The sequence below is a fragment of the Streptomyces sp. NPDC047974 genome (assembly GCF_040653375.1).
Taxonomy (GTDB): domain Bacteria; phylum Actinomycetota; class Actinomycetes; order Streptomycetales; family Streptomycetaceae; genus Streptomyces.
Genome location: NZ_JBEZNU010000038.1, coordinates 17,409 through 43,486, shown reverse-complemented (window position 1 = coordinate 43,486; position 26,078 = coordinate 17,409). Strand labels below are relative to the sequence as shown.

Genomic DNA, 26,078 nt, shown 5'->3' with positions numbered 1-26,078 from the left:
GGCCGCCCGGTCACGCGGGTGACCGGGCGGCCGTCTCACGGGTGGTGCCGCGAGGGCGCGGAGCCGTTCGGCGGCCGGGGGCTCAGCGGGCGGGTTCCTGCATGGTCACGCAGTGGGCGCCTCCGCCGCCGTTGCCGTAGAGGTTGTCGAGGTTGAGCTGGACGACGGGCCGGCCGTAGGCGGCGGCGATGGCCGACTTGGCGGCCGCGTCCTTGGCCGTGTCGCCGAACTGGGTGGTGATGATCGCGCTGTTGGTCACCGTCCAGTTCATGTAGGAGCTGAGGAACTCCGCCCGCCGGCCCGAGGGGATGCGGGGCAGCGTGTCGGGGCCCTCGATGGTGAGGACCTGGAGGCGGCGGCCCCGGGCGTCGGTGGCGTTGACCAGGACGTCGCGCATCGCCCGGGCGTTCTCGGTCCAGACGTCCGGGCGTACGGCTCCGGCGAGCTGCACCATCACGACGCCGGGCCTGATGTAGCGGGCGGTGCCGTCGATGTGTCCGTCGGTGACGTCCTGTCCCGTGACGCCCGGCAGCCAGATCATCTTGGTGGCGCCGAAGCGGGCGAGCAGTTCCGCCTCGATCTGGGCGCGGGTCCTGCCGGGGTTGCGGTTGGGGTTCACCCAGCAGCTCTCGGTGGCCATCAGGGTGCCGTCGCCGTCGTACTCGACTCCGCCGCCCTCGCCGACCACGGACGACGCCGCGAAGGGGACGCCGGCGTAGGAGGCGACGCGCTGGGCGAGGACGCGGTCCTTGTCGTAGGCGGAGGCGGGGATGCCGTAGAAGCGGGTGGCGTTCTCGCCCCAGGCGTTGAAGTTCAGGCCGAAGGAGTCGAGGCCGCCGGCGTCGTCGACGCGGAAGAGCGGACCGGTGTCGCGCATCCAGCAGTCGGAGACCGGGAGGGAACCGGTCACCGTGACCGTGGAGCCGCAGGCGCTCCTGGCCTGCGAGGCGGCGGTGGAACCGTCCGCGCACATGATGACGGGCTCGTACCTGGCGACCTCCCTGGCGAGCTTGGCGATGTCGGCCTGGATCTTGGAGAGGGCGCTGCCCCAGATCGTGTAGCTGGACGGCCACGCCATCCAGGTCCTGCGGTGCGTCTCGTCCTCTCCCGGTACGCGCCAGGAGGCGGCCATCGCGGGCTGGGCGCCGAGGACCGGTCCCGCCGCCAGGGCGGCCGCGACCGCTCCGGTGCGGGCGAGCAGGGACCGGCGGCTGAGGCCCGGCCGGTCGCCGTCGTGTGCGTTCTTCACGTGGTGCTCCTTCTGTGCGAGGGGTCTGTACGCGGGGATCGCGGGGATCGTGGGGATCCCCGGGGCACGCGGGTGCGGGGCCCTCCGTGCGGAGGTGTCGTCGTGTCGTCGTGCCGTCAGTGGAGGCGGCCCAGGAGTCCCTCCTCCCGGACCAGCCGGCGTTCGGTGGCCAGGTCGAGGCTCCGGGCGAAGGCCCAGTAGAGGCCGCCGGCCACGGGGAGGCCGACGAGGAGTGAGCAGTCCACGCCGCCGAGGAGCCGCGCGGCGGGGCCGACGAAGAGGCCGGTGATGACCATGAAGGGGGCCATGCAGACGAGGCCGATCGCATAGGCGAGGTTGCCGCGCCAGCCCCACCGGCCGTATATCCCGCGGGGGTTGAAGATCTCCTTGACGACGTACTGGCCGCGCCGGACGAAGAAGAAGTCGACCAGGTTGATGGCCGTCCACGGGATGAAGAGGTAGGTCAGGACCACCACGACGTTGGCGAAGAACCAGGTGAACCGGTCGATGCCGACGAGGGTGGAGACGGCGCCGACGGCGGCCAGCATGATGCCGATGGTGACGACCCGGAGCCTCCGCGTCGGCTTGACCGGGCGGAACGAGTCCATGATCGAGATCATGGTGAGGCTGCCGCCGTACTGGTTGATGGCCATGATGGAGAGCAGTCCGACCAGCAGGACGACGACCGCGACGGTCCCGAAGCCGTCGAACAGGCGGTCCGCCGCCAGCTTGAGGGCGGTCACCGGGTCGGTGCCCTCGGGGGCGCCGGCCGAGACGACCGCGCCGAGGACGAAGACCCAGATGCCGGAGACCGCGCTCGGCAGGTAGGTCCACCAGAACGTGCTGCGGACCGGGACGTCGGGTCTGAGGTAGCGCGAGTAGTCGGAGACGTACGGCGCCCAGCCGAGCTGGAAGCCGGCGACGAAAACGAACACGAGCATGAACGGGGAGAGTTCGAAGGGACCCGGCTCCCAGACGCCGTCGGGCAGACCGCCGCCGAAGAGGGCGGCCGCCGTGACGGCCGCGGTGATCACGACGAACGGCCAGGTGAGCCAGCCGTTGATGCGGTGGATCCACTCGTATCCGAAAAGGGCGATCACGGTCGCGAGGCCGGCGGCCAGGAGGTAGCCGACGGTGTTCGGCATCCCGGTGAGCAGGTTCATGGCCTGGCCGGAGAGCAGGGCGTCGGAGGTGTTGAAGGCGACGTAGTTCACCAGGGCGAACACCCAGACCGTGAGCGCGGCTCCCAGATAGCCGAACTGGGGCCGGGACTGGACGAGTTGGGGAAGCCCCAGCTGCGGTCCCTGGGCCGAGTGGAAGGCCATGAAGAACGTGCCGAAGAGGGAGCCGAGGACGGTGGCGACGACCGTCCAGACCAGCGAGGCCCCGAGCGAGAGGGTCACGACGCCGGTCGCCAGGCCGGTGAGGTTGAGGCTGCCGACGAACCAGATGGCTCCCACGTCGGACGGCTTGCCGTGCCGTTCCGGGAGGGGCACCCAGTCGATCGAGTGCTGCTCGATCCCGGCGAGGGGGGCGGGATCATTCGTCTGCGAGGCAACTGGCCCCATGCGGGCTCCTGTTCACGGGTGCTTCCACGAATCCGGCGGGCCGTGAGGGACGTCGGGCGCCGCTCGGATGGAGACACCGTAGGAACTGACTTAAATTTCAGTCAATCCCTTGGACGTAAGGAATCGACCGGGTTTTCGGTGCGGATTCCGTCGTCGGCGCCCGCCCTCGCCCCCCCTTTCCCAGGGTCAGAGGGCGCGGCGGGCGGCCGCGATCGCGGCGGGGTCCCAGCCGGGGCGGGGTACGGATTCCAGCAGCAGCCGGGTGTAGGGGTGTTCGGGGGCGGCGAGCACCTCGGCGGTGCGTCCGGCTTCGACGACGCTTCCCCGGCGCATGACGATGACGTCGTCGGTGACGCAGCGGACCACGCCGAGGTCGTGGGTGATGAACAGGTAGCCGATCCGGGTCTGTTCGCGGATGTCGGCGAGCAGGTTGAGGATCTGGGCCTGGACGGAGACGTCGAGGGCGGCGACGGCCTCGTCGAGGACGAGGACGGCCGGTTCGACGGCGAGGGCGCGGGCGATGGCGACCCGCTGCCGCTGTCCGCCGGAGAGCTGCCGGGGGCGGGCGTCGGCGGCCCGGGTGCCGAGGCCGACCTGGTCGAGGAGTTCGCGGACGCGCCGGTCGTGGTCGGTGCCGGGGAAGTGCAGGCCCAGGGTCTCGCGCAGCACCTGTTCGACGCTGGTGCGGGGGTCGAGGGAGAGGTACGGGTCCTGGAAGACCATCTGGACCTCGCGGGCGCGGGCCAGGCGCCGGGCCCGGCCGCGGCCGCCGGCCCGGGCCCGGCCCCGTATCCGTACGTCTCCGGCGTCGGCCCGCTCCAGGCCGACGACGATGCGGGCGGTGGTGGTCTTGCCCGAGCCGGACTCCCCCACGATGCCGAGGGATCCGCCCTCGGGGAGGACGAAGGAGACGTCGTCGACGGCTTGGACGCTCCCGTAGGCGCGGTGGAGGCCTACGGCCTCCAGGACGGGCTCAGGCATCGGCGGGGCTCCCTTCGAGCCGGTCGGTGTGGTGGCAGGCGGCCCGGTGGTCCGGGAGGCCGGGCGCGGACCTCGGTTCGGGCGCCTGCCGCGCGCAGAGCTCCGTGGCGAGGGGGCAGCGGGCGGCGAACGGGCAGCCGCTCGACTCCCGCCGCAGGTCGGGGGGTTGGCCGTCGATGGCGGCGAGCCGGCCGCCGGGGGCTTCGAGGCGGGGGGTGGAGGCCAGCAGGGCGGCGGTGTACGGGTGCCGGGGCCGGGCGAAGAGGGCGTCGGCGGGGCCGCTCTCCGCGATCCGGCCGGCGTACATGACGTGGACGCGGTCGCTGACGGCCGCCGCGAGGTCGAGGTCGTGGGTGACGAGGAGCAGCCCCGTGCCGAAGCGGGCGCGCAGCTCGGCGAGGAGGGCGATGACCTCGGCCTGGGTGGTGACGTCGAGCGCGGTGGTGGGCTCGTCGGCGAGCAGCAGCTCGGGGTCGCCCATGAGCGCGGCGGCGATCATGACGCGTTGCAGCATGCCGCCGGAGACCTGGCCGGGGTACTTGCGCAGCGCGGAGTCGTCCAGGCCTACGGCGCGGAGCAGTTCGACGGCGCGGGCGGTGGCGTCGGCCCGGTTCATGGTCCGGGTGAGGGTGACGCTCTCGGTGAGGAAGTCGCCGATGCGGCGCATCGGGTTGAGGGCGGCCCGGGGGTCCTGGAAGACCATGGCGACGGTGCCGGTGCGCAGGGCCCGCAGTTGTTCGGCCTTCATGGCGAGGACGTCGTGGCCGCGGACGCGGATCCGGCCCTCGACGGCGGCGCCGGGCGGCAGCAGGCCGAGGGCGCCGCGCGAGGTGAGGGACTTCCCCGAGCCGGACTCGCCGACGAGGGCGACGGTCTCGCCGGCGGCGACGTGCAGGTCGACGCCGTCGAGGACGGGGCGGGCGGTGCCGGGCAGGGTGACCCGCAGTCCTTGGACGTCGAGCGCGTGCGGGGGTTTCGTGGGGGTCATCGGTCTCTCCTGGCGACGCGGTCGGCCCAGCGCTCGCCGACGACGTTGAAGGCGACGACGGTCAGCACGATGAACACGCAGGGCAGTACCGCGGAGAGCGGGTAGCCGTGCTGGATCGCGGTCTGTCCGTCGAACACCATGCGGCCCCAGTCGGGGGTGAGGGCGGGGACGCCGAGGCCGAGGAAGGACAGGCCGGCCAGGTCCATGAGCGCGTAGCCGAAGTTGATGGTGGACTGGGCGAGGACGACGGGGGCGATGTTGGGCAGGATGTGGCGCAGGCAGATCTGGAGCGCCGAGTGGCCCTGGACCCGGTAGGCGCTCACGTAGGGCCGGGCGCGTTCGGCGAGGACGAGCGAGCGGGTGAGCCGGCTGACGTAGGGCAGGTAGGCGAGCGACAGCGCGACGACGGGGGCGAGCAGCCCTTCGCCGTGGATCGAGATGATCAGGATCGCGAGCAGCATGCCGGGGAACGCGAAGACGAGTTCGGTGGAGCGGGACAGGACGGAGTCGAGCCAGCCGCCGCGCCAGGCCGCCGCCATGCCGATCGCGAGGCCGGCGAGCGTGGAGAAGAGCACGACGCCCAGCGGCCCGAGGAGCGAGGTGCGGGCGCCGAGCAGCAGCCGGGACAGCGTGTCGCGGCCGGCGGCGTCGGCACCGAGCGGGTGCGCGGCGGACGGGCCCGCGAGCGCGTTGCCGAGGTCGACCGCGTGGGGGTCGTACGGGACGATCCAGGGCGCGAGCAGGGCGGCGGCGGTGACGAGGCCGACGAAGCCGAGGCAGAGCAGGTGGAGCGGGGACCGGGTGGTGCGCAGCCGGGCGAGGCCGGGCCTGCGGGTGAGGACGGCGGTCATGCGGAGGAGCTCCTCGATCCGAGCGTGATCCGCGGGTCGACCAGGGGCAGCAGCAGGTCGACGATCAGGTTCACGGTCATGAAGAGAGCGACGATGATCAAGGAGATGGCCTGGACGGTCGGGAAGTCCTTGGTGGAGGTGGACAGTTCCAGGAGTTGGCCGACGCCTCCGATGCTGAAGGCGGTCTCCACGAGGATCGTGCAGACGAGCAGGGTGGAGACGATGAGTCCGCCGGTGGTGAGGACGGTGCCCAGCGCGTTGCGGAAGACGTGGCGGCGGATGACGTGGCGCTCGGGGACGCCCCTGCTGCGGGCGACGGTGACGTGCTCGCTGTCGAGGGCGTCGAGCATGGCGGAGCGGGTGACGCGGGCGAGCATGCCGATCAGGTAGAGCGCGAGGGCGATCGCGGGCAGGGTGAGGTGACGGACCCGGTCGAGGAGGCCGTCGCCGGCGCCGCTGCTGGGGAACCAGCCGAGCTTCACGGCGAAGACGCCCTGGAGCAGCACGGCGGCGACGAACGACGGGGTGCCGACGGCGAAGGTCGTGCCGACCAGGACGGCGGTGTCGGTGGCGCCGCCGCGGACGGCGGAGAGCCGGCCGAGGAACAGGCCGACGGCCACGACCACGACGAGCGCCATGCCGATCAGGAGCAGGGTGGTCGGCAGCCGGTCGGCCAGGAGGCGCGAGACGTCGGTGCGGTAGGTCAGGGAGCGCCCGAAGTCGCCCTGGATCATGTCCCCGAGCCAGCTGAGGTAGCGGACGGCGAAGGGGTCGTCCAGGTGGTACTGGGCGTTGACCGCGGCCAGCGCCTCGGGCGAGGCCGAGCGGCCGGCGAGCAGGAAGCTCGCCGGGCTGCCCGGGGCGAGGTACAGGGCGCCGAAGACCACGAAGGAGGCGGCGAGGAGGGTCGCGGCCATCTCCGCCACGCGGCGTACGGCGAAGCGGAGGAAGCTCACCGCGCGGCCCCCACGGAGGCGGCCCACGGCCCGTACATGTACGAGATGGTCGTGGGGGCGCCGGTGATCCTCTTGTTGAGGAAGACCGAGGTGGGCCACTCGGCGACGGGGATCCACAGGAACCGCTCGGCGGCCATGCGGTTGAGCTCGGCCTCGGCCTCCATGCGCGCCGCGGGGTCGTACGCGGCGGAGGCCCGGTCGACGAGTTCGTCGTACCGAGGGTCGCTGTGGCCCCCGTAGTTGAGGTAGGCGCCGGTCTTGAAGTTGGTGAGGAGGTCGAGCGGGTCGGTGATCGAGTTGTAGATCGTGAGCGGGAACATGTCGACGCCCTCGCGCGCCTCGGGGTCGGTGAAGAGCGCGGTGAAGGCGTTCGGGGAGACCGTCTTGAGGCGGATGTCGAGGCCGATCCGCGTGCCGGCCGCCTGGACGGCGGTCGCGAGGAGCGAGACGTCCTGGCCGATGGGGCTGGTGACCATGGTCAGGGTCTTGCCGGTGGCACCGGCCTCCGCGATCAGGGCCTTGGCCTTCTCGATGTCCGGCTCGGTGGGCGGAAGCCCGTCGAAGGCCTTCCTGAGGGCGCTCTCCGGTGCGGCGGCCCAGGCCGCGCGGGTGGTGAGGGAGCCGGTGGCGGTGCCGGCACCGCCGAGCCCGGCCTTGACGAAGCCGGAGCGGTCGAGGGCGAGGGAGAGGGCGCGGCGGACGCGGACGTCACCGAGCGCGCCCTTCATGTTCGTGATGTTGACGTTGACGGTGCTGAGGCCCTCGCCGAAGTAGAGGGTGCCGACACCGGAGGCCCTCAGCCGGGCGTAGCTCTCGGTGGGGATGAGGTAGCCGCCGTCGATCTCGCCGCTGAGCAGGGCGTTGGTGCGGGCGGACGGGTCGGTGAGGACGCGGAAGACCGCCTTCCTCGCCTTGGCCCGGGTTCCCCAGTAGCCGTCGAACCGCTTCAGCTCGATGGACTGGCCCTTCTGCCAGGCGCCGAGCTCGAAGGGCCCGGTGCAGGCGAGGCCGCCGGTGGTGCCGTAGTCCCTGCCCGCCGCCTGGACGCCCGCCTTCGAGGCGACGACGCCGGCGGCGGTGGCCATGTACTGCGGGAACTGGGAGTCGGGCCGCTTGAGGCGGACGGTGACCTGGAGGGGGCCGGTCGCGCGGATGGAGGCGACGTTCTGGAAGACCTGCGCCCAGGCCGCGGCGTTCTCGGGGTCGGTCTGCCGGCCCAGGCTGAAGACGACGTCGTCGGCGGTCATGGTCCGCCCGTCGTGGAAGCGCACGCCGGCCCGCAGGTCGTACACCCAGGTCCGCGGGTCCGGGTTGGCCGCCGCGCGGGCGAGCCCCGGCTCGACGGTGAGCTGCGGCGTCCAGCGCATGAGGCTCTCGCACACGTTGGCCAGGACGGTGTTCTGCGGGTAGTCGAAGGCGACCGTGGGGTCGAGGGTCGGCGGCTCGGCGTAGAGGGCCCAGGTGAAGGAGTCGATGTCGGCGCGGGCGGGGGGCGTGGAGGCGGAGAGCCGGGCCTCGACACCGCTCGCGCCGCCCTTCGGCGGGCCGGAGCACGCGGCGAGCAGGGCGAGGGCGGAAAGGACCGCGGTCGCGGCGGCACTCCGGCCGACCCGGCCGTTCCGGCCACGCCGGCCGGAGAAGCGTCTGCGACGCGGGGAGGGCGCTGTCGTGATCGTCATCGTCATCGTCGCGCTGTCTTTCGGTGAGGGGTACGGGGGGGAGGAGCGGGCGCTGCGCTGGGGAGGAGGTGTTGTCGGGGAGGAGAGGGGAGGGAGGGGAGGGAGGGGAGGAGGGGAGGGAGGCTGTCCGGGGCGGGGCGGGTTGCGGCGGACCCGGGGTGGATCCCCGCGAGCCCGGGCGGGTCACCGCGGGCCGGGTGCGGGTGGCTGCGGGTCCGGACCTGGCCACCGTGGATCCGTTACGGGTGGCGGCGGGCCCGATGCGGGGTCACTGCGGGCGCGGACAGGTCACCGCGGGTACGAACAGGTCACCCGGACCCGATACGGTCCGGCCGCAATGCCCGTCCGATCCGGAGGCGGCGCCCGTCCGATCCGGAGGCGGCGCCCGTCCGGTGCCGAGGGCCGCCGTGGCCCTGAGGGGCCGGAAGCCCGGTGTGAGCCAGAGGCCCGAAGGTGCCGGTTCGGGGCGGAGGAGTCGGTGCGGGCCGGCGGGGTCGCCCTACGCGGGGGTGCCGGGCGCCGGCAGTTGCTGGGTGATGCAGTGGACTCCGCCACCGCCGTAGGCGATGGCGACGGCGCGCACCGGGACGACCTTGCGGCCGGGGTACGCGGAGGCGATCACCGCGAGCGCGGCCTCGTCCTGGGGCTGTCCGGCCACGGGGACGACGACGCCGCCGTTGGCCACGTAGTAGTTGAGGTACGAGACCTCGACCTCGCCGTCCGGCAGGTCGGCGAAGGCGGTCTGGGGCACGTCGACGATCTCCAGCCGCCGGCCGCGGGCGTCGCGGGTGGACTCCAGGACCGCCCGGTTGGCACGCATCCGGGCGTAGTCCGGGTGGTCGGGGTCGTCGGGCAGGGAGACCACGACCGTGCCGGGGGCGGCGAAGGCGCAGACGCCGTCGACGTGCCCGTCGGTCTCCGTGTCGAGGAGACCGCCGTACGGCAGCCAGATCACCTTCTCCACACCGAGCCGGTCCTTCAGTTCGGTCTCGATCTGCTCGCGGGTGAGCCCGGGGTTGCGGTTCGGATGGAGCAGGCACTGCTCGGTGGTGATCAGGGTGCCTTCGCCGTCGACCGTGATCGCCCCGCCCTCCAGGACCATGCCGGAGGCGAGGCGCTCGACGCCCAGGTGCTCCAGGAGGAGCGCGGCGACGCGGTCGTCGGAGTCGTACGGGTGGTGCTTGCGGCCCCAGGCGTTGAAGCGGAAGTCCACGCCGGCGCGGTTGCCGGCGCCGTCGAGGACGAAGAGCGGGGCGGAGTCGCGGAACCACGAGTCGTCCTGCGCCAGCTCGACGACGGTGACGCCGTCGCCGCACCTGGCCCGGGCCTCGTCGCCGTGGCCGGGCGGCGCGACCATGGTCACGGGCTCGAACCCGGCGATCGCGCGGGCGACGTTCGCGTACTCCTCCTTGGCGTCGTCCAGCACGTCGCCCCACAGGTCCTCGCGGACGGGCCAGGCCATGAGACACGCCTCGTGCTCGGACCATTCGGCGGGCATACGGAATGCAGTCATCACGGGTCTCTCTTCGTTTCGCCAGAAGTACCCGTCGGCGGCGCCGGCTCTGCCTGGCGCGAGCGTGGGGACGGGTACGCGGTGTGCACAGCATCCTCCTCCCGACTGAAAATTCAGTCAAGACTGCGGACATGGCTTTCGGCGGATCGGAACACGGGCAAGGGCAGGGGCAAGAGCAACGGCAACGCGGAACGCGGAACGGGCGTAGGGCTGACGGCCCTACGCCGGATCCGCGACGGGCGCCCGGGGCCCGCGGGCGTCAGCGGCGGCCGAGCCGCTCGATCTCGGCGTCGATTCCGTCGCTCATCAGGGCCCGGGCGTGGGAGATCCGGAGCGTGCCGCTGAGCCAGCGCATGCTGAGGCCCTCCAGGAGCGCGGTGAGCCGCTCGGCGGCGCCCGCGAGGGCGACCGCCGGGGCCATCGGCTGGACCCGGCCGAGCAGCGCGGCGACCTCCTGGACCCAGACCAGCGTGGCCCGGGTCAGGTCCTCGCGCAGGACGTCGTCGAAGACCGCGCTGGCGCGCAGCTCGCCCCAGGCGCTGCTGTTCTCCCGGACCTCGGTGGTGTCCTGGAGCTCCAGCAGCAGCGTGTGCTCCAGCTCCTCGCGCGGGCTGAGCGGCGGGGCGTCCGGGTCGCGCTCGGTCGTGTACCGCTCGGCGCGGTCGTTGATGAACTCCAGCGTCTTCAGCAGGATCCCGTTGCGGTCCTTGAAGTGGTAGTAGATCAGCGCGGTGGAGACGCCCGCCTCGGCGGCGAGTTCCTCCACGCGCAGCCCGCGGACCCCGCGCCGGGCGATCACCCGGGCGGCCGCTTCGAGGATCTGAGTACTACGAGACGCCATGGCCCGAACCTTACCGGTCCCCGCCCGCCCCGACCGGGGCGGGCGGGGACGACAGGTCAGACGGCCGGCGGGACGGCGGGCTGCGACTGGGTGGCGCAGTGGATGCCGCCCCCGCCGCTCGCGATGTCGTCGATGTTCAGCTGGACGACGTTCCGGCTCGGGTACGCGGCCGCGAGGATCGAGGCGGCCGCGGCGTCGGCGTCGGGGTCGCCGAAGTGCGGGACGAGCACGGCGCCGTTCACCGTGTAGTAGTTGGTGTAGCTGGAGAGGAAGCCCGAGCCGCCGCGCCGGATCTTGAGCCGGTCCGGGCCGGGGAGTTCGGTGAGGGCGAGCCGGCGGCCCTGCGCGTCGGTGGCGCTCTGCAGGATCCGCTTCGTCTCCTCGTAGACGGCGACCCACTGGGGATCGGTCCGGGGCCCGGGCCGGTCCAGGATGACGTGCCCGGGCGCGACGAAGCGGGCCAGGCAGTCGATGTGGCAGTCGGTGATGTCCTGGCCGGCGAGGCCGGGCACCCAGATCACCTTGGTGACGCCGAGCGCCGTCCTCATCGCCTGCTCGACCTGGTCCTGCGTCATGCCGGGGTTGCGGTTGGGGTTGACGAGGGAGCTGACCGTGGCGAGCAGGGTGCCCTCGCCGTCGGTCTCCAGCGAACCGCCCTCGCCGACGAACCCGGCCTGCACGCGCGGGACGCCGTACTGCGCGAGCAGGGCCTCCGCCGCCAGGGCGTCGTTGGCGTAGGGCTGCGCGTACGAGGTGCCGGCCTTGCCCCAGCCGTTGAAGTGGGTGTCCACGCCGGCGACGGCGCCGGGAGCGACGACGAAGGTGGGGCCGAAGTCCCGTATCCAGAGGTCGTCGTTGGGGACCTCCAGGACGTCGATGCCGTAGTACGCCCCCGCTCCGCACTGGTGGCGGGCGTCGGCGGCCTGCGCGGGGCGCGCCAGCACGGTGACCGGCTCGTAGCGGGAGATCGCGTCGGCGACCCGCGCGATGTCGCGGCGGACGCCGTCGAGCCTGGTGGACCAGATCGACGAGAGCGCCGGCCAGGCCATGAAGGTCCGCACGTGGCGGTCGGTCTCGGCGGGCATCCGCAAGGGGGTGGCCGCGGCGTCGGTGGCGGTGATGGCGCCGGTCGCGTGGGCGGCGGTCGAGGGGAGCGCCGAGCCGAGGGCCGCGAGCGGCAGGGCCGCCGCGCCGAGGTGGAGCAGGCGGCGCCGGGAGGTGGTGGGAGTGTCCATGGGTTCCTGCCTGAGGGAGGGAGGGGCGGAGGGGCACACCCATCGTTCAACAGACTGAAAATTCAGTCAATGATCTCGTCAGGACTGTCCGTGCCGGACCGCCGGCCCTACTCCCGGCGGTAGCGCTCGAAGAGCGCGGTGACCGGTCCGCCGTCGGGCCGGGCCTCCAGGAGCCACACGACGACGAGGTCCCGGCCGTCGGCGCCGCGGATGCAGAAGGGCCTCTCGTCGGCCAGGTCGGCGAAGGCGATCCGGGTGACCGGCTCCGTGTCGACGCCCCGGACGCAGTCGGCGGGGCCCAGCTCGCCGCCGTCGGCGAGGTAGGCGTCGCTGTCCTCGGGCAGGACGAACTCCGCCCCGTCCCGCGCCAGGTACCAGCGGGCCGTGTCGGCGGGTACGACCTTCCCGGCGCCGAGGTCGAACTCGTAGCTGTCGTCCGGGGCGGTGAGCGTGGCCTCCTGGCCGACCCGGACGTAGGAGGCCGGGGAGGCGGCCGGGGACGCCGGATCCGTACCGGTCGGCGGGCCGAGGAGGTACACCCCGCCGCCGATCGCGCCGACGGCCGCGCATGCGGCGAGGGCCCACGCCACCGGACGCCGGCGGCTCCGTCGCGCCCGGCGCGCGGGCGAGCCGGAGGACCTTCCACCGTCCAGGACCGACGGCTCCGGAGACGGCGCCGAGCCCGGAGCCACCACGACCCCCGGAGGCCGTGCCCCGGGGCCCTGCGGAGTCGCGGCACCGGGCGGCGCACCAGGAGTGGCACCCGGCGGGGTCGGCGCGCCGGGAGTGGCCGCCGGCGCCGCGAGGGTCGGCCACGCGTGCACCGGCGCCGCGGACGGCCAGGCCGGCGACTCCTGCCGCGCCGCCCGTCCCGCCACCTCGCTGCCGATCGGCCACGGGAGCCATCCCTCCCCGAACTCGGACCGGGAGCCCACGAGGGGGTGGGCGTGGACGGCCGCGATGAGGTCGGCCGGCGACGGACGGTCCTCGGGCCGCTTGGCGAGGCACCAGGCCGTCACGTCGCGCAGGTCCCGCGGCACGCGGGCGAGGTCGGGCTCCTCGTGGACCACCCGGTAGAGCGCCGCCGACTCCGGCCCCGCCCCGAAGGGCGCCTCGCCGCCGACCACGTACGCGACGAGGGCGCCGAGCGCGAAGACGTCGGTCGCCGGCGACACCGGGCCGCCGAGCGCCTGCTCCGGCGCCATGAACGCGGCGGTTCCGATGCGCAGGCCCGTCCCGGTCAGCGCGACGGCGTCGGCGGCCCGCGCGATGCCGAAGTCGATGACCCGGGGGCCGTCCTCCGCGATCAGCACGTTGGCGGGCTTGAGGTCGCGGTGGACGACACCGGCCCGGTGGATCGCCTCCAGCGCCTCGGCGATCCCGGCCAGCAGCATGAGGACCGTACGCACCGGGAGCGGGCCGTGCCGCTGGACCACCTCGTGCAGCGACGGGCCGGGGACGTAGGCGGTGGCGAGCCACGGGGTGGGGGCGTCCACGCCCGAGGCGACCACCTGCGCGGTGAACAGGCCGTGGATGCGCTCGGCGCTGGCCACCTCCCGGGCGAAGCGCAGCCGGAACCCGGGGTCCCCCGCGAACTCCTCCCGCACCGCCTTCAGGGCGATGGGACGGCCGCCGGGAGTATGCGCCAGGTACACCACGCCCATGCCGCCCGATCCCAGTCGCGCCTGGAGGCGGTAGCCGCCGATCTCTCGCGGGTCGTCGGCCGTCAGCGCCATGGGGGCGGGCTGTGCACCGGGAAGCTGAGCGGACATGCGGGGCTCTTTCGACGAGGGGAACGAAGCAGCGCGGGTCGACGGACGCAACGGGCGCATCGTGCATCTAACTAAAGATTCAGTCAACATGCGACACTGGCGACTCGGACCGCATGGGAGGGGAACACACGTGGCGACGGACCGCCGAGGCGCCATCCTGGAAGGCGCCGCCCGGGTCATTGCCCGGCGAGGAGTGCGCGGGCTGCGCATGGAGGAACTGGCCACCGAGGCCGGGGTCTCCACCGCGCTGATCTACTACCACTTCAAGGACCGGGCCGGCGTCCTCCGGCACACCCTGGAGTTCATCAGCGACCGGGCCGACCGGTACACCTCCGGGGAGGACGACGCCGACGCCGGCACGGACGCGCCCCAGGACCCGCGGTGGGAGCTGGAGCAGTCCCTGCTCCTCGAATTCCAGGACCTCCCCGAGGTCCGCGAGAACAGCACGGCCTGGGGCGAGCTGCGCGCCAGCGCCGTCTTCGAGCCCGAGTTGCGCGGCGACCTGGCCAGAGCCACGCTGTCCTGGATCCACGATGTCGCGGACCTCCTGGGCGGCATCCGGCCGACCGCTCCCGCGCCCGCCCTCACGGCCTCCGCCGAGCGGCTCACCGGCCTCCTGGAAGGGCTCAGCACGCGCTGGCTCAGCGGTGCGCTCCCCCTCCCCCACGCCCGCGAGCTCCTGAAGGAGGCGGTCGCCCTCGAAATCGAACGCCTGAGCCGCTGACCGCAGGGCCAGAGTTTGACTGAATATTCAGTCAGTGTCAGAGTGGCGGTACGACAGACCGCCGGGGCGGCACGACACGGCCCCGTCCGGCCCGGCCATGCCGGGGTTCGGCGGGTCCGTCCGTGCACGCTGTTGACCTGCTCCGCCCCCACCTCGAACGGAGACCCCGATGTCCGACTTCCGCCCCTCCCGCCGCTCCGCCCTGCGGGTGCTCGCCGGGATCGGCGCACTCGCCCTCGGCTCCACGGCGTGCGGCCCCACCGACCCCGGCGGGACGGGCGCCTCCGCCACCGGTTCCGCCGCCGGCAGGGGTACCGGCACCGACGTGGACCGCCGCCTGGGCGCCGAGTGGGAGAGCCACGCCCGCACCTTCATGTCGTGGCCCGCCCTCGCCTCCGTCTGGGGCGAGGACCTGCCGTACGTGCGGAAGGACATCGCGCGCGTGGCCCGGGCCATCGCCGAGTACGAGTACGTCGTGATGATGGCGCGCCCCGACCAGGTGGCCGCGGCCCAGAAGGCGTGCGGCCGGGACGTCGAGGTCATCCCGCTCGCCGTCGACGACCTGTGGGCCCGTGACACCGTGCCCGTCTTCGTCGAGGAGGCCGGCAAGGTGGTCGGCGTCGACTTCAACTTCAACGGCTGGGGCGAGAAGCAGGTCCACGACAACGACGCCCAGGTCGGCCGGAAGCTGCCGGCCAAGTACCGGATCCCCCGCGAGGAGGCCCCCCTCGTCGCCGAGGGCGGCTCCTTCGAGACGGACGGCGAGGGAACCCTCCTCGTCACCGAGAGCTCGATCGTCAACGACAACCGCAACCCGGGCATGAGCCGCGCCGAGATCGAGGCCGACCTCAAGGAGCTCCTCGGCATGGAGAAGGTGATCTGGCTGAAGGGCGTCCGCGGCGAGGACATCACCGACGCCCACGTCGACAGCCTCGTCCGGTTCACCGCCCCCGGTGTGATCCTCCTGGACCGGGCGTTCCCCGGCATGCCCGCCGACTCCTGGTCGCGCTCCTCGGACCAGGCCGCGTCCGTGCTGCGCGAGGCCACCGACGCGAAGGGCCGCCCCTTCGAGGTCATCGACCTGCCGCAGCCCGACCCCGACCGGATCAGCGGCTACAGCGACGACTTCCTCTCGACGTACGCGAACTTCTACATCGGCAACGACGCGGTGTACATGCCCAAGTTCGGCGACCGGAAGGCCGACGACCGCGCCCGGGGCATCCTCCGGGAGCACTTCCCCAAGCGGGACGTCGTGCAGGTGAACATCGACACCATCGCCACCGGAGGCGGCGGGATCCACTGCGCCACCCACGACCAGCCCGGCAAGCCGGTCGACTGACCGCCGACAGCCGACCGACACCTGCCGGAGAAGAGACCGAGGAGGGCCCGCGTGTCCACCACCCGCCGCCGCGGACCGACCCGGGGCGGCCTGCTTCCCGCCGCCCTCGCCTGCCTCCTGATCGCGGCCGCCGCCGCCCTGGGCATCTGGGTCCAGTTCGGCGAACGCCAGACGCAGGACACGGTGTACGCCGTGGGCGGGTCGCCCCCGGACCGGGTGGACGTCAGCGCCTCGGTCCAGCGCGTCGACGCCGCCGGCCGGGAACTGGTCCTGCGAGTCCTGGTCACCCCCCGGGGCACCCTGGCCGAGGCCGGCGGCGTCTCCCCCACCGAGGATCTGACGCTGCAGACCTCCCCCTCCACCCGGGGCGACCTGTCCTTCCCGGCGCACGGCCGCATCGCGACCACGGACCTGGCCGTCACCCTGACGGGCGGCTCGATCACCGACTACCCCTTCGACTCCTACGACGCGGCGATCGAGTTCACCGCCGTCCAGGGTGGCGAGCGGGTCCCCGTCCGCGTGACGCTGACCAACGGCGACGCGCTCTTCTCCGCGGCGGTGGACGCCACCGAGGGGGACGGGACCGCGTACTACGCCGTCGCCCTCGGCCGCTCCGACAGCGTGCTCGTCTTCGCCGTCTTCATGATGGTGGCCATGTGGGCCCTGGCCGTCGCCGTGTTCCTCGGCGCCTGGTTCCTCGTCACCCGCCGCAAAGGACTGACCTGGCCCGCCCTCGGCTGGATGGCCGCCACGCTCTTCGCCCTCGCCGCCTTCCGGAACACCGCCCCCGGAACGCCCCCGATCGGCAGCCTCCTGGACTACCTCGCCTTCCTCTGGGCCGAGACCGTGATCGCCTGCTGCCTCGTCACCGTGGCGGTCACGGGCTTCCGCGCCGAACGCGACGAGCAGGAAACCCCCGAGACCCCGAAGATCCCGGGGACCCCGTAGCCACCCACGACCCCGGCGCGGTCGCTCCGGGCGCCATCCCTGAGCGACCGCCCGGGGGCAGGCGTCAGTTGCCGCCGGCCGGCAGGCCGTGCCCGCCGCGTCCCGCGTACACGGCGTCGTAGACGGGCCGTTCGATCCCGCCCGCGTCCGAGAGGACGTTCTTCACCTGCCCGTCGACGACGAACGTGGTGGATCCGCCGCCGTCCAGGTTGAGCGCGTCCACGGCCCCGAGATCCTCCATGATCTTCGCGAGGTCGTAGATCGGGACACCTCGGCGCAGGCCCTCCTCCCTGGCGGTGACGGTGACCAGGAGGGTCCGCCCGTAGCCGTCCGCGCCGATGGCGGTACGCGGGTCGTTCGCGACGTTGTCGTCCGGTTCGGCCACGACCCTGCCGTGCCGCATCAGATCGTGGGTGCCGTTGACGACGTCGATCGACGGGTACGCGGGGTCGAGCGGCAGGTCGACGTCGTCGTCCGGGTCCCCGACGACGCCCAGGTCCGTGGCGCGCTGCGTGTACGTGAGCTTCGCGCCCACCATGGCGTGGTCCCTGAGCCACTGCGCGCCGCCCCCGGTCTGGGCGTCGTCGCCGATGCCCTGGAGCACCATGCCCCCCGGAGGGACGGCCGTTCCGCCACGCGGGGACTTCACCGCCGTGACCCTGCCCGACGCGTCGACGGCGACCTCGACGCCGTCGGCGTCGTCCGCCGCCACGAAGGGCGTGTGCCGGGGCTCCGGCGTCTTCTGGCCGTAGGCCGACGTGAAGACGACGATCTCGCTGGAGTCCTGGTAGTACGGGCCGCCCTTGATGACGTTGCCGTACTGGTCGAGCCGTTGGACGACGCCGTCCGCGTCCTTCCGGTACGGAAGGACCACGTCACCGGCCTCCTGCGGGCAGAACACGATCCAGCCCGGGTACCGGTTGACGCCGTCGACCACGCGCGTGGCGTCGTCGGCGGTGTCCGCGGTGTTCCGGTCCGACGTGATGCCCAGCGCCGTCGTGATCTTGGTGAAGTGCGGCCGGCCGTGCTGGAGGACGACGGAGTTCTGCCCCTTCAGGCAGCCGGCGCCCTGCACGACGTCCTCCTGGACCGAGGTCACCATCGGGACCGACCGCTCCTCCGGGATGCCCTTGCCGGTGAGGTCGTCCTCGTCCTTGGTGGAGACGGAGTAGCCGCCGTTCACACCGACGTACGGCGCGCCCCCGCCGGCGGCGACGGTCGCGAGCATCGCGGTCGTGGGCTCCTTCACGCTCACCCCGGCGCCCACCGTGCTGTCCAGGGATATCGCCCCCAGGTCCGGATCGATGACCGACACACGGACGACGATCTCGGAGGAGTCGCTGGAGTACGTGGTCCGCTCGATGCCGTCCGCCACCGTGAGGTGATGGGGTGTCAAGGTGTCCAGGACCGACGGGACGCCGTTGGTGGCGGGGTCGGCGACCGCCGCGGTCTGCGTGAGGGCCAGTGTGGCCAGGGCGACGGGAACGGCCGCGACGCGGCGCACGCGTGAGCGGCCGGCGGAGGTCGTGGCGTGGCGCACGGTCAGCACTTCCCTTCCGCGTCGGCGAGCTTGTGGGAGCTCACGGAGGACTGGTGGAGGGTGGGCAGGGTCGTCTCCTCGCCGGGCGGGACCACGAACGCCCGGTACGCGACGCCGCCCGCCTGCCAGGTTCCGGAGTATCCGGGATCCCGGTAGAAGCAGGCGAACTTGTGCGAGCGGTTCGCGACGGACACGAGCTTCTCGTCCCAGGTCACGCCGTAGTCCCTGTTGCCCAGGACGCCGTCGGGAAGGACCTCGGCCTGGCTCGTCACGCCTCCGACTCCGCGCCCGCTGGGGCCTTGGAAGATACAGACCCGGCCGGCGTCGCAGCGGTCGAACCCGGTGCGGCAGAGCGACTTCGACGGGGCGAACTTGTGCGAGGCCACGGTCACCTTCGGCAGTCCGTCGGCGCCCTTGGCCAGGTCGCCGCCGGTGTGGCCGGGCAGTACGGCCTGGATGTCGGCCCCGCCGTACGCCGGATCGTCGTAGAGGCACGTCCAGGATGCGGTCTTGTTGATGAACGACAGGAAGGTCCGGTTCTTCAGGCTCTCGACCACGCCGTAGTCGAGCACGGGCCCGTCCTGCGGCGCGAGCGACACCATCTCGCCCTCGCCGCCGGCCTGGGTGTACAGGCAGAACGTCTTCTCCGGACAGTCGTCGTACGCGGCCTGCGCCGGCCCGGCCTGCCACCACACGAGGCAGGCGGCCAGGAGAACGGCGGCCAGCCCGGCGGCGGGCAGACGGCCGAGTGAACTCTTGATCATGTGCATGGTCGTGCACTCTAGACAACGCCGCACCCTCGCCCCCTCCTGCCGGGGACCGCCCGCCCCGGCCCGCACGTACACCGCCGGGCCGTCGGCTCACCGCCCCCCTGACAGGGCGGCCGGACCGGCTGGTTGCCGTTGCGGAAGGTCCCGACGTCCGCGTGCGACGCTGTCCTGCGCACCAGCGCGTCGATGAGCGCCGGGATCGCCGGCGCCCTTCGTTCGCGGCCACGTGCGGCGCCGCCATGCTCGTGCCGCTCATGGTGGTGACACGGTCCCGCACGCGTCGTCCGTCGGCGGGCGCCGTTGCACAGGGTGTCGGTCGTGAACAGCGGGTCCGGTGCCGTGAAGTGACTCTGGCGGCCGCGGTGCACTCGCTCCATCCAGCCGTGCACCTCTGTGTCGGCCCTCCCGAAGTGCGGGATCCGCCCCCGTCGCACACGCTGGGTGTGTGAGCTGAACCGCGTCGCCGACCGCAGTGCCCAATGGGGCGGCGCGATGAGAAATTCCACACCGTGGCAGCGCATGATCACATCGCCGAAACGGCCTCGACGGCTGCCATTCCCCCCCACCTCGCCCCTTACAGCCCAGGCTGTTCAGGCCTTTTCCGGGCGGGCTTCCTGTTCGCTTATCGATCGGCCCGACGGGCTCTTTCCGCATGCTCCTCACCGCGCGGGAAACGCCGGTGCCCACAAGGCAGCACGAGAGAGGATGAAGGACCATGTCCGAAATGTTCGAGCTGGCACAGGGAGGCATCGGCGTGATGCCCGATCCTCAAGACAATCCCGACAACCACACGGTTCCCCACCACGACTCCGGAACGCGCATCAGCTTCGAACTCGCCAATGTGGGAGACGCCGGCGGGGTCGCGCGGGTAGGAGTCGAAGTCGATGGGAATTTCGTCGTCGAATGGACGTCGCAGTCCCTCAATCCGGGAGACTCAGCCATGGGTTACGTCAGCCTCGGCCGACTCGACCAGGGTTCACATAAGGTGCTCATCTACGTCAATCCGGGATCAGGCACAGCAGATCACCAGGAGAACACATTCGACGTAAATTGAGCCGCCCGGGTCGGCAGCTGTGACCGTGTCACTTCCCCTGCCCCTTCTGGTTCGGGATGGGGGAGTAGGAGGTACCGAAGATGTCAGACAATGAACCCACCGACGGTGGGCTGCTACCAGGCGGTGTTCCGGAGCAGCAAACCTGCCCCTTCGGGCCGTGCCCGGCGTGCAGTGAAGATCGGCAGATGTCCTCCCCCTGCGTTCACGGGCTGGGGCACGGCGGCGACCACCAATGCGCCTTCGGTGACGTCTGGGAACAGGCGAGCCCCCAAGCGACGCCGCAGCGCAAGTACTGTGGCTCTTCGTGCCCCACGGCAGGCTGCGGCAAGACGTGCACAAGGCAATTCATCCACGAACATCCGCACATGTGCCCTCTTGGCCATACCTGGTAGTGCGTGGGAGGCAGTCGACCACGTTGCGGGCGAGCCGGTCGGCGGCGGCGAGAACGTCGTACGTGCATCGACTCGATCAGCCCAGGAAGCTCAACCGCACCTGCCGCTGCGGGTTGTCCTTGTTCGTGTCGACCAGGCAGACCGACTGCCAGGTGCCGAGGCTGAGGCGGCCCGCGATCACGGGGAGGGTGGCGTGGGGCGGGAGGAAGGCGGGGAGGACGTGGTCGCGGCCGTGGCCGGGGCTGCCGTGGCGGTGCTGCCAGCGGTCGTCGGCGGGGAGCAGGTGGTGGAGGGTGGACAGGAGGTCGCTGTCGCTGCCGGCGCCGGTCTCCAGGACGGCGAGGCCGGCGGTGGCGTGGGGGACGAAGAGGTTGAGGAGGCCGTCGCGGCCCGTGGCCGTCTCCGTCAGGAAGTCCTCGCAGGCACGCGTCAGGTCGGTGACCGTCTCCCGGGTGCCGGTGCTGAGGCTGAGGACGCGGGTGGTGAAGGAGTGGGACATGGGGCCATCCTGCCGCCCGGGGGGCGGGGGCGCGCGGGCGGCGGGCGGGGCGCTCGGCGGTGGGGAAGATCCTGGGGGCCGCTTCAGTTAGTAGAAACGTGAACGAATCTTTGGTGGACGTGGTGGTGGTCGGGGCCGGTCAGGCGGGGCTGTCCGCCGCGTTCCATCTGCAGCGGGCCGGGCTGGAGCCGGAGCGGGATTTCGTGGTGCTCGACCACGCGCCGCGCGCGGGCGGGGCGTGGCAGTTCCGGTGGCCGTCGCTGACCTACGGGAAGGTGCACGGGATGCACGCCCTGCCGGGGATGGAGCTGGTCGGCGCCGATGCCGCCCGGCCCTCGTCCGAGGTGATCGCGGGGTACTTCGACGCGTACGAGCAGCGCTTCGGGCTGCGGGTGCACCGGCCGGTGGACGTGACCGCCGTCCGGGAGGGCGCCGGCGGGCTGCTGCGGGTGGAGAGTACGGAGGGGACGTACGCGACCCGGGCGCTGATCAACGCCACCGGGACGTGGGACCGGCCCTTCTGGCCCCGGTATCCCGGACAGGAGACCTTTCTCGGCCGTCAGCTGCACACGGCGCACTATCCGGGCCCCGAGGCGTTCGCCGGGCTGCGGGTGATCGTGGTGGGGGGCGGCGCCTCGGCGACGCAGCATCTGCTGGAGATCGCGGAGTACGCCGCCGCGACGACCTGGGTGACGCGGCGCGAGCCGGTCTTCCGGGAGGGGTCGTTCGGCGAGGCCGAGGGGCGGGCGGCGGTGGCCCTCGTCGAGGAGCGGGTGCGGCAGGGGCTGCCGCCTCGGAGCGTGGTGTCGGTGACCGGGCTGCCGCTCAACGACGCCGTCCGGGCCGGCCTGGCGAGCGGCGTGCTCGACCGGCAGCCCATGTTCGAGCGGATCACGCCGACCGGGGCCGTCTGGGCGGACGGCCGTACGGTCGACGCGGACGTGATCCTGTGGGCGACCGGCTTCCGGCCGGCCATCGACCATCTGGCGCCGCTGCGGCTGCGGGGTCCGGGCGGGGGCATCCGGCTGGAGGGGACCCGCGCCGTCCTCGACGAGCGCGTCCACCTCGTCGGCTACGGCCCCTCGGCCTCGACGATCGGCGCCAACCGGGCCGGCCGTGCCGCGGTGGCCGAGATCCGCCGCCTGCTGGCGCGCGGGCCGGAGCGCGCGCGGGAGACCGTCACGGTCTGAGCGAGCCGTCGCGCGGGCGCCGCCACTCCCGGTCCTGCGCGCACCCGGGGCCCTCCTCCAGGAAGACGGCGCTCCGGCTGAGGAGGACCTGGGTGAGGACGTCGTGGGCGAGGGCGAAATGACGCTCGTCCGGATGGGTGGTCAGCCGGATCTCCACCCAGGCGTCGTCGAAGTCCACCCCGCTGACCCGGGCCACCCGCCTCGCCTGCCAGGAGGTGATGGGAGACCAGATCCAGCGACGCCGCCTGAGTCGTCTGAGCTGCTTCATGCGCTGCCCAACGAGCCGGCTGCCCTCTCGATGCGATGGAAATCGGACGATATCGGGGCGATTCGACCTTGATCAGTTGCCGCCGCCCCGTCGTCGCCGCTCGTTGAACTCGGCGACGTTCGCCTGATGGGCCGCGTAGTCGGCAGTGAAGCGGGTGTCTCCGGGGGCGACGGTGACGAAGTAGAGCCAGTCGCCGGGCGGCGGGCGGAGCGCGGCGGCCATGGCCTGCTCGCCGGGGTTGCCGATGGGGCCGGGCGGGAGGCCCTGGCGGGCGTAGGTGTTGTAGGGGCTGGTGTGGCGGGTGTCCTCGACGGTGGTGTCGACCGTGCTGCGGTCCAGGGCGTAGTTGAGGGTCGAGTCCATCTGGAGGGGCATTCCGCGGGCGAGGCGGTTGTGCACGACGCGGGCGACCTTGGCCATGTCGTCGGGGGTGTCCGCCTCGGCCTGGGCGATGCTCGCGACGATCAGCGCCTGGTGGGCGGTGAGGCCCTGGGCCCGGGCGGCCTCGGCGGTCGCCGGGGTGCCGAAGCGGCGCCCCGCGGTGGCGACCATGTAGCGGAGCAGGCCCTCGGCGGTGGTGCCTTCGGGGAGCGGGTACGTGGCGGGAAAGAGATAGCCCTCGGGGTTTCCGGACGCCTCGGCCGGGAGTCCGAGAGCCGCCGCGGGGGCGGTGGCGGCCTTGCGGGCGGTGCCGCCGGGCAGGGCGAGGGCGCGGTCGACGGCCTCGTACACCTGGGTCGAGCGCCAGCCCTCGGGGACGAGCAGGGTGGGCGGCGCGGCCGGCACCCGCGGGGCGGCGGGCTCGTCGCGCGGGAGGAGCAGCAGGAGGGGGACGGCGGTCGCGACGGCGAGCGCGAGGAGCGCCCCTGCGAGGAGGGCCAGCCGGCCGCGACGGGTGAGCCGGGGGCGGCGGCGGGGTGCGTACGGGGAGGACGGCCGGTACGGCATGGGCGCACCGTAACCCGGCGGCCCGAGGATTCCGGGGAGCCCGCGCACACGGCGGCGCCGCCGGTCCCCTGGGACGGGGGACCGACGGCGCCGGGAACTGCGTGCGTCAGACGAGCCAGCCCAGGAAGTGGAAGACGCCGGCGAGCAGATCGGTGATGACGTTCATGGTGGTGCTTCTCCTCGTACAGGTGTTTCGTGGGACAGCGCAGTCGCGGTCTGCAGCCCGTCGCTTGCGCACCGTAATCATCCGACGCCGTACGGGAGTTGGGCAACGAATCCCGGAACGATCACACGTTCGCGGGAACAACCGATCGCACGTTCGCCTGTTCGTCGCGGCGGACCAGGGCGGCGTACCTGCCGTCCTTCGCCATCAGCTCCTCGTGGGTGCCGCTCTCCGCGATCCGGCCCGCCTCCAGGACGACGATCCGGTCCGCGTCGCGCACGGTGGAGAGGCGGTGGGCGATGGTGATCGTGGTGCGGCCCGCGGAGAGGGAGTCGATGGCCTGCTGGACCGCGTGCTCGGTGCGGGTGTCGAGGGCGCTGGTCGCCTCGTCGAGGATGAGCACCGGCGGGTCGCGCAGGATCGTGCGGGCGATCGCCAGGCGCTGCTTCTCGCCGCCGGAGAAGCGGTAGCCGCGCTCGCCGACCAGGGTGTCGTACCCGTCGGGCAGCGAGGCGATGTGGTCGTGGATCTGGGCGGCGCGGGCGGCGGCCTCGATCTCCTCGTCGGTGGCGTCGGGCTTGGCGAAGCGCAGGTTGTCGGCGACGGAGGCGTGGAAGAGGTACGTCTCCTGGGAGACGACGCCGATCGCGCCGGCGAGGGTGTCGAAACCGAGGTCGCGGACGTCGACGCCGTCCAGGGTGACCCGGCCCTCGGTGACGTCGTAGAGCCGGGGCACGAGGTAGCTGAGGGTGGACTTGCCGGAGCCGGTGGGACCGACCACGGCGAGGCTGCCGCCGGCCGGCACGGCGAGGTCGATGCCGTCCAGGGTGGGGCGGCCCTCGCCCTCGGGGTCGTAGTGGAAGCGGACCCCCTCGAAGCCGATCTCGCCCCGGACCGTGTCGGGGCGGACGGGCTCCTCGGGCTCGGTGATGTCCACCGGGAGGTCGAGGTACTCGAAGATGCGCTGGAAGAGCGCGAGCGAGGTCTGGATCTGGACGCCGGTGGAGAGCAGGCTCACGGTGGGCCGGAAGAGGCCCTGCTGGAGCGAGACGAAGGCGACCAGGGTGCCGAGCGACAGCGCGGCGCCGCCCGCCTGCACGGCGAAGCCCGCGGCCCAGTACAGCAGGGCGGGCATGGCGGCCATGACGATGCCGATGACGGACATCCGCCAGCGCCCGGCCATGGAGGAGCGCACTTCGAGGTCGACGAGGCGCTCGGACTCCCGGGAGAAGGACTCGGTCAGCGAGTCGGCGCGGCCCATGGTGCGGCCCAGCAGGATGCCGCTGACGGAGAGCGACTCGGTGACGGTCGCGGCCATGGCGGCCATCTGCTTCTGGCGCTGGGTGGTGATCCGCTTCCGCTCGTCGCCGACCCGCCGGCTGATCCAGACGAAGACGGGGAGCAGGAGCAGGGAGAAGAGGGTGAGCCGCCAGTCGAGCGCGAGCATGGCGACGACCGTGGCGACGACGGCGGTGAGGTTGGAGACCAGGGAGGTGGCCGTGGAGGTCACGGTGGCCTGCATGCCGCCGATGTCGTTGGCGATCCGGGACTGGACCTCGCCGGTCCTGGTCCGGGTGAAGAAGGCCAGCGGCATCCGCTGGAGGCGGCCGTAGACGGCGGTGCGCAGGTCGTGCATGACGCGCTGGCCCACCGTGGTGGAGATCAGGGTCTGGAGCACGCCGAAGACACCGGTGAGCACGGCGGTGACGATCATGCCGAGGGCGAGCAGGCTGAGCAGCCCGGTGCGCCCCTGGGGGATCGCGGTGTCGAGGATCTCCTTGAGGAGGAACGGTGAGGCGACCGAGACCAGCGAGGCGGCGGCGACCAGGAGGCCGACGAGCGCGAGGCGGGCGCGGTAGGGACGGAACAGGCCGAGGATGCGCCGCAGCTGGGCGGGCTCCCTCGGCTGCACGGGATCGCGCGGCGGTGGCGTCCAGGTGGACTCGTCGTGGGGGCGCATGGGCTCCTTCGTGGGTTCGAGAAGCGAGGTCCGGGACACGAGGGCCGAGGCCTCAGGGTCCAAGAGATGAGGGGTCGAGACATGAGGGTACGGTTCGGACTATAGCTCACTCTTACCTATGTTCACAATGAACCAGGTCCTGATAGTGTTCCCCCATGAACACCCCCGTCCCGAGCGCCCCCGACCCCGACGGGCTCCTCGCCGAGCAGCTGCTCCGGCTCACCCGCAGGCTGCACCGCATCCAGAAGCGCCATCTGGAGCCGGTCGGCATCACCCCGGCGCAGTCCCGGCTGCTGCGCACGGTCGCGCACTACGGGGACGCCCCGCCGCGGATGGCCGACCTCGCCGCCCGCCTCGAAGTGGTCCCCCGCGCCGTGACCAGCCTCGTCGACGGCCTGGAGGGGGCCGGGCGGGTGCGCCGGGTGCCCGACCCGAGCAACCGCCGGGTGATCCGGATCGAGCTCACCGACGAGGGGCGCGCCACGCTGCGGGAGCTGCGCAGCGCGCGCCGGGCGGCCGCAGAGGACATCCTGGCTCCATTGACCGTCGAACAGCGCGAGGTGCTCGGAGGTCTGCTGACCGCCCTGGCCGGGCCCGTCCCGGAGAGCGGCTGCTGACGCCGCCGGCGCCCGCGCCGAGGGGAGCCGTGC

General features: G+C 72.6%; 23 protein-coding genes. 6 read left to right on the top strand and 17 right to left on the bottom strand.

What is annotated here, in order from left to right:
- Positions 1-82: 82 nt before the first annotated feature.
- The 11 genes from AB0E19_RS34015 to AB0E19_RS33965 form a co-directional block, all read right to left on the bottom strand.
- Positions 83-1,249, bottom strand: a complete 1,167-nt coding sequence (locus tag AB0E19_RS34015; RefSeq protein WP_362187414.1) for an agmatine deiminase family protein — start codon at positions 1,247-1,249, stop codon at positions 83-85.
- A 116-nt stretch (positions 1,250-1,365) separates the two neighbouring features.
- Positions 1,366-2,817 carry a cytosine permease gene (locus AB0E19_RS34010; protein ID WP_362187411.1) on the bottom strand — a complete coding sequence of 484 codons (1,452 nt, stop codon included), beginning with the start codon at positions 2,815-2,817 and terminating at the stop codon, positions 1,366-1,368.
- A 186-nt stretch (positions 2,818-3,003) separates the two neighbouring features.
- Complete coding sequence (locus AB0E19_RS34005) at positions 3,004-3,798, bottom strand: ATP-binding cassette domain-containing protein (protein WP_362187407.1); 795 nt, start codon at positions 3,796-3,798, stop codon at positions 3,004-3,006.
- Positions 3,791-4,786, bottom strand: a complete 996-nt coding sequence (locus AB0E19_RS34000; protein ID WP_362187404.1) for an ABC transporter ATP-binding protein — start codon at positions 4,784-4,786, stop codon at positions 3,791-3,793. The genes AB0E19_RS34005 and AB0E19_RS34000 overlap by 8 nt, the downstream gene beginning before the upstream one ends.
- Positions 4,783-5,637: an ABC transporter permease gene (locus AB0E19_RS33995; protein ID WP_362187401.1), complete on the bottom strand. Its 855-nt coding sequence runs from the start codon at positions 5,635-5,637 to the stop codon at positions 4,783-4,785. The genes AB0E19_RS34000 and AB0E19_RS33995 overlap by 4 nt, the downstream gene beginning before the upstream one ends.
- Positions 5,634-6,593 carry an ABC transporter permease gene (locus AB0E19_RS33990; RefSeq protein ID WP_362187398.1) on the bottom strand — a complete coding sequence of 320 codons (960 nt, stop codon included), beginning with the start codon at positions 6,591-6,593 and terminating at the stop codon, positions 5,634-5,636. Before AB0E19_RS33990 ends, AB0E19_RS33995 begins: the two co-directional genes overlap by 4 nt.
- Positions 6,590-8,272, bottom strand: coding sequence for an ABC transporter substrate-binding protein (locus AB0E19_RS33985; RefSeq protein WP_362187395.1), 1,683 nt, complete (start codon positions 8,270-8,272; stop codon positions 6,590-6,592). Before AB0E19_RS33985 ends, AB0E19_RS33990 begins: the two co-directional genes overlap by 4 nt.
- A 499-nt stretch (positions 8,273-8,771) precedes the next feature.
- Positions 8,772-9,785, bottom strand: a complete 1,014-nt coding sequence (locus AB0E19_RS33980) for an agmatine deiminase family protein (protein WP_362187392.1) — start codon at positions 9,783-9,785, stop codon at positions 8,772-8,774.
- Between the two features lie 259 nt (positions 9,786-10,044).
- Positions 10,045-10,626, bottom strand: a complete 582-nt coding sequence (locus AB0E19_RS33975; RefSeq protein ID WP_362187389.1) for a helix-turn-helix domain-containing protein — start codon at positions 10,624-10,626, stop codon at positions 10,045-10,047.
- A 56-nt stretch (positions 10,627-10,682) separates the two neighbouring features.
- On the bottom strand, positions 10,683-11,861 hold the full coding sequence (locus AB0E19_RS33970; RefSeq protein ID WP_362187386.1) for an agmatine deiminase family protein: 1,179 nt from the start codon (positions 11,859-11,861) through the stop codon (positions 10,683-10,685).
- Between the two features lie 107 nt (positions 11,862-11,968).
- Positions 11,969-13,633, bottom strand: coding sequence for a serine/threonine-protein kinase (locus AB0E19_RS33965; RefSeq protein ID WP_362187383.1), 1,665 nt, complete (start codon positions 13,631-13,633; stop codon positions 11,969-11,971).
- Between the two features lie 130 nt (positions 13,634-13,763).
- Between AB0E19_RS33965 and AB0E19_RS33960 the strand changes: the two genes are divergently transcribed.
- The 3 genes from AB0E19_RS33960 (at position 13,764) to AB0E19_RS33950 (ending at position 16,644) form a co-directional block, all read left to right on the top strand.
- On the top strand, positions 13,764-14,357 hold the full coding sequence (locus AB0E19_RS33960) for a TetR/AcrR family transcriptional regulator (protein ID WP_362187380.1): 594 nt from the start codon (positions 13,764-13,766) through the stop codon (positions 14,355-14,357).
- Between the two features lie 169 nt (positions 14,358-14,526).
- Positions 14,527-15,696 carry an agmatine deiminase family protein gene (locus AB0E19_RS33955; protein ID WP_362187377.1) on the top strand — a complete coding sequence of 390 codons (1,170 nt, stop codon included), beginning with the start codon at positions 14,527-14,529 and terminating at the stop codon, positions 15,694-15,696.
- Positions 15,697-15,747: 51 nt separating this feature from the next.
- Complete coding sequence (locus AB0E19_RS33950) at positions 15,748-16,644, top strand: DUF4436 family protein (RefSeq protein WP_362187374.1); 897 nt, start codon at positions 15,748-15,750, stop codon at positions 16,642-16,644.
- 64 nt (positions 16,645-16,708) lie between these two features.
- Here AB0E19_RS33950 and AB0E19_RS33945 read toward each other — a convergent pair whose 3' ends face one another.
- Together AB0E19_RS33945 and AB0E19_RS33940 are read right to left on the bottom strand one after the other, a co-directional pair.
- Entirely contained in the window at positions 16,709-18,184 is a 1,476-nt protein-coding gene (locus AB0E19_RS33945) for a phosphodiester glycosidase family protein (protein WP_362187370.1), read from the bottom strand.
- Between the two features lie 2 nt (positions 18,185-18,186).
- Positions 18,187-18,948: a peptidase inhibitor family I36 protein gene (locus tag AB0E19_RS33940; RefSeq protein WP_362187367.1), complete on the bottom strand. Its 762-nt coding sequence runs from the start codon at positions 18,946-18,948 to the stop codon at positions 18,187-18,189.
- A gap of 721 nt (positions 18,949-19,669) precedes the next feature.
- Between AB0E19_RS33940 and AB0E19_RS33935 the strand changes: the two genes are divergently transcribed.
- Positions 19,670-20,008 carry a hypothetical protein gene (locus AB0E19_RS33935; RefSeq protein ID WP_362187364.1) on the top strand — a complete coding sequence of 113 codons (339 nt, stop codon included), beginning with the start codon at positions 19,670-19,672 and terminating at the stop codon, positions 20,006-20,008.
- Between the two features lie 468 nt (positions 20,009-20,476).
- On the opposite strand, the gene AB0E19_RS33930 is transcribed toward AB0E19_RS33935, so the two are convergent.
- Positions 20,477-20,899 (bottom strand): secondary thiamine-phosphate synthase enzyme YjbQ, encoded by a 423-nt coding sequence (locus AB0E19_RS33930; RefSeq protein WP_360606638.1) that lies wholly within the window; start codon positions 20,897-20,899, stop codon positions 20,477-20,479.
- Between the two features lie 98 nt (positions 20,900-20,997).
- Here AB0E19_RS33930 and AB0E19_RS33925 point away from each other — a divergent pair, with 98 nt between their 5' ends.
- Positions 20,998-22,089: an NAD(P)-binding domain-containing protein gene (locus tag AB0E19_RS33925; RefSeq protein WP_362187360.1), complete on the top strand. Its 1,092-nt coding sequence runs from the start codon at positions 20,998-21,000 to the stop codon at positions 22,087-22,089.
- On the opposite strand, the gene AB0E19_RS33920 is transcribed toward AB0E19_RS33925, so the two are convergent.
- The 3 genes from AB0E19_RS33920 to AB0E19_RS33910 all read right to left on the bottom strand — a co-directional run bounded on the left by AB0E19_RS33920 (position 22,079) and on the right by AB0E19_RS33910 (position 25,428).
- Positions 22,079-22,285 carry a hypothetical protein gene (locus tag AB0E19_RS33920; protein WP_362187357.1) on the bottom strand — a complete coding sequence of 69 codons (207 nt, stop codon included), beginning with the start codon at positions 22,283-22,285 and terminating at the stop codon, positions 22,079-22,081. The genes AB0E19_RS33925 and AB0E19_RS33920 overlap by 11 nt on opposite strands.
- 144 nt (positions 22,286-22,429) lie before the next feature.
- Positions 22,430-23,305: an endolytic transglycosylase MltG gene (gene mltG, locus AB0E19_RS33915; RefSeq protein WP_362187354.1), complete on the bottom strand. Its 876-nt coding sequence runs from the start codon at positions 23,303-23,305 to the stop codon at positions 22,430-22,432.
- Between the two features lie 287 nt (positions 23,306-23,592).
- A complete protein-coding gene (locus AB0E19_RS33910) occupies positions 23,593-25,428 on the bottom strand; it encodes an ABC transporter ATP-binding protein (protein ID WP_362187351.1) in 1,836 nt (611 codons plus the stop codon).
- A 155-nt stretch (positions 25,429-25,583) separates the two neighbouring features.
- Here AB0E19_RS33910 and AB0E19_RS33905 point away from each other — a divergent pair, with 155 nt between their 5' ends.
- Positions 25,584-26,045, top strand: coding sequence for a MarR family transcriptional regulator (locus AB0E19_RS33905; protein WP_362187348.1), 462 nt, complete (start codon positions 25,584-25,586; stop codon positions 26,043-26,045).
- Positions 26,046-26,078: the final 33 nt, after the last annotated feature.

Bases quoted from the DNA above. Each gene is read 5' to 3' on its own strand.
- AB0E19_RS33940 (WP_362187367.1), bottom strand. From the start codon at position 18,948: ATGATCAAGAGTTCACTCGGCCGTCTGCCCGCCGCCGGGCTGGCCGCC.
- AB0E19_RS34010 (WP_362187411.1), bottom strand. From the start codon at position 2,817: ATGGGGCCAGTTGCCTCGCAGACGAATGATCCCGCCCCCCTCGCCGGG.
- AB0E19_RS33935 (WP_362187364.1), top strand. From the start codon at position 19,670: ATGTCCGAAATGTTCGAGCTGGCACAGGGAGGCATCGGCGTGATGCCC.
- AB0E19_RS33955 (WP_362187377.1), top strand. From the start codon at position 14,527: ATGTCCGACTTCCGCCCCTCCCGCCGCTCCGCCCTGCGGGTGCTCGCC.
- AB0E19_RS33930 (WP_360606638.1), bottom strand. From the start codon at position 20,899: ATGTCCCACTCCTTCACCACCCGCGTCCTCAGCCTCAGCACCGGCACC.
- AB0E19_RS34005 (WP_362187407.1), bottom strand. From the start codon at position 3,798: ATGCCTGAGCCCGTCCTGGAGGCCGTAGGCCTCCACCGCGCCTACGGG.
- AB0E19_RS33975 (WP_362187389.1), bottom strand. From the start codon at position 10,626: ATGGCGTCTCGTAGTACTCAGATCCTCGAAGCGGCCGCCCGGGTGATC.
- AB0E19_RS33970 (WP_362187386.1), bottom strand. From the start codon at position 11,861: ATGGACACTCCCACCACCTCCCGGCGCCGCCTGCTCCACCTCGGCGCG.
- AB0E19_RS33980 (WP_362187392.1), bottom strand. From the start codon at position 9,785: ATGACTGCATTCCGTATGCCCGCCGAATGGTCCGAGCACGAGGCGTGT.
- AB0E19_RS33905 (WP_362187348.1), top strand. From the start codon at position 25,584: ATGAACACCCCCGTCCCGAGCGCCCCCGACCCCGACGGGCTCCTCGCC.
- AB0E19_RS33910 (WP_362187351.1), bottom strand. From the start codon at position 25,428: ATGCGCCCCCACGACGAGTCCACCTGGACGCCACCGCCGCGCGATCCC.
- AB0E19_RS33965 (WP_362187383.1), bottom strand. From the start codon at position 13,633: ATGTCCGCTCAGCTTCCCGGTGCACAGCCCGCCCCCATGGCGCTGACG.
- AB0E19_RS33995 (WP_362187401.1), bottom strand. From the start codon at position 5,637: ATGACCGCCGTCCTCACCCGCAGGCCCGGCCTCGCCCGGCTGCGCACC.
- AB0E19_RS34000 (WP_362187404.1), bottom strand. From the start codon at position 4,786: ATGACCCCCACGAAACCCCCGCACGCGCTCGACGTCCAAGGACTGCGG.
- AB0E19_RS33985 (WP_362187395.1), bottom strand. From the start codon at position 8,272: ATGACGATCACGACAGCGCCCTCCCCGCGTCGCAGACGCTTCTCCGGC.
- mltG (WP_362187354.1), bottom strand. From the start codon at position 23,305: ATGCCGTACCGGCCGTCCTCCCCGTACGCACCCCGCCGCCGCCCCCGG.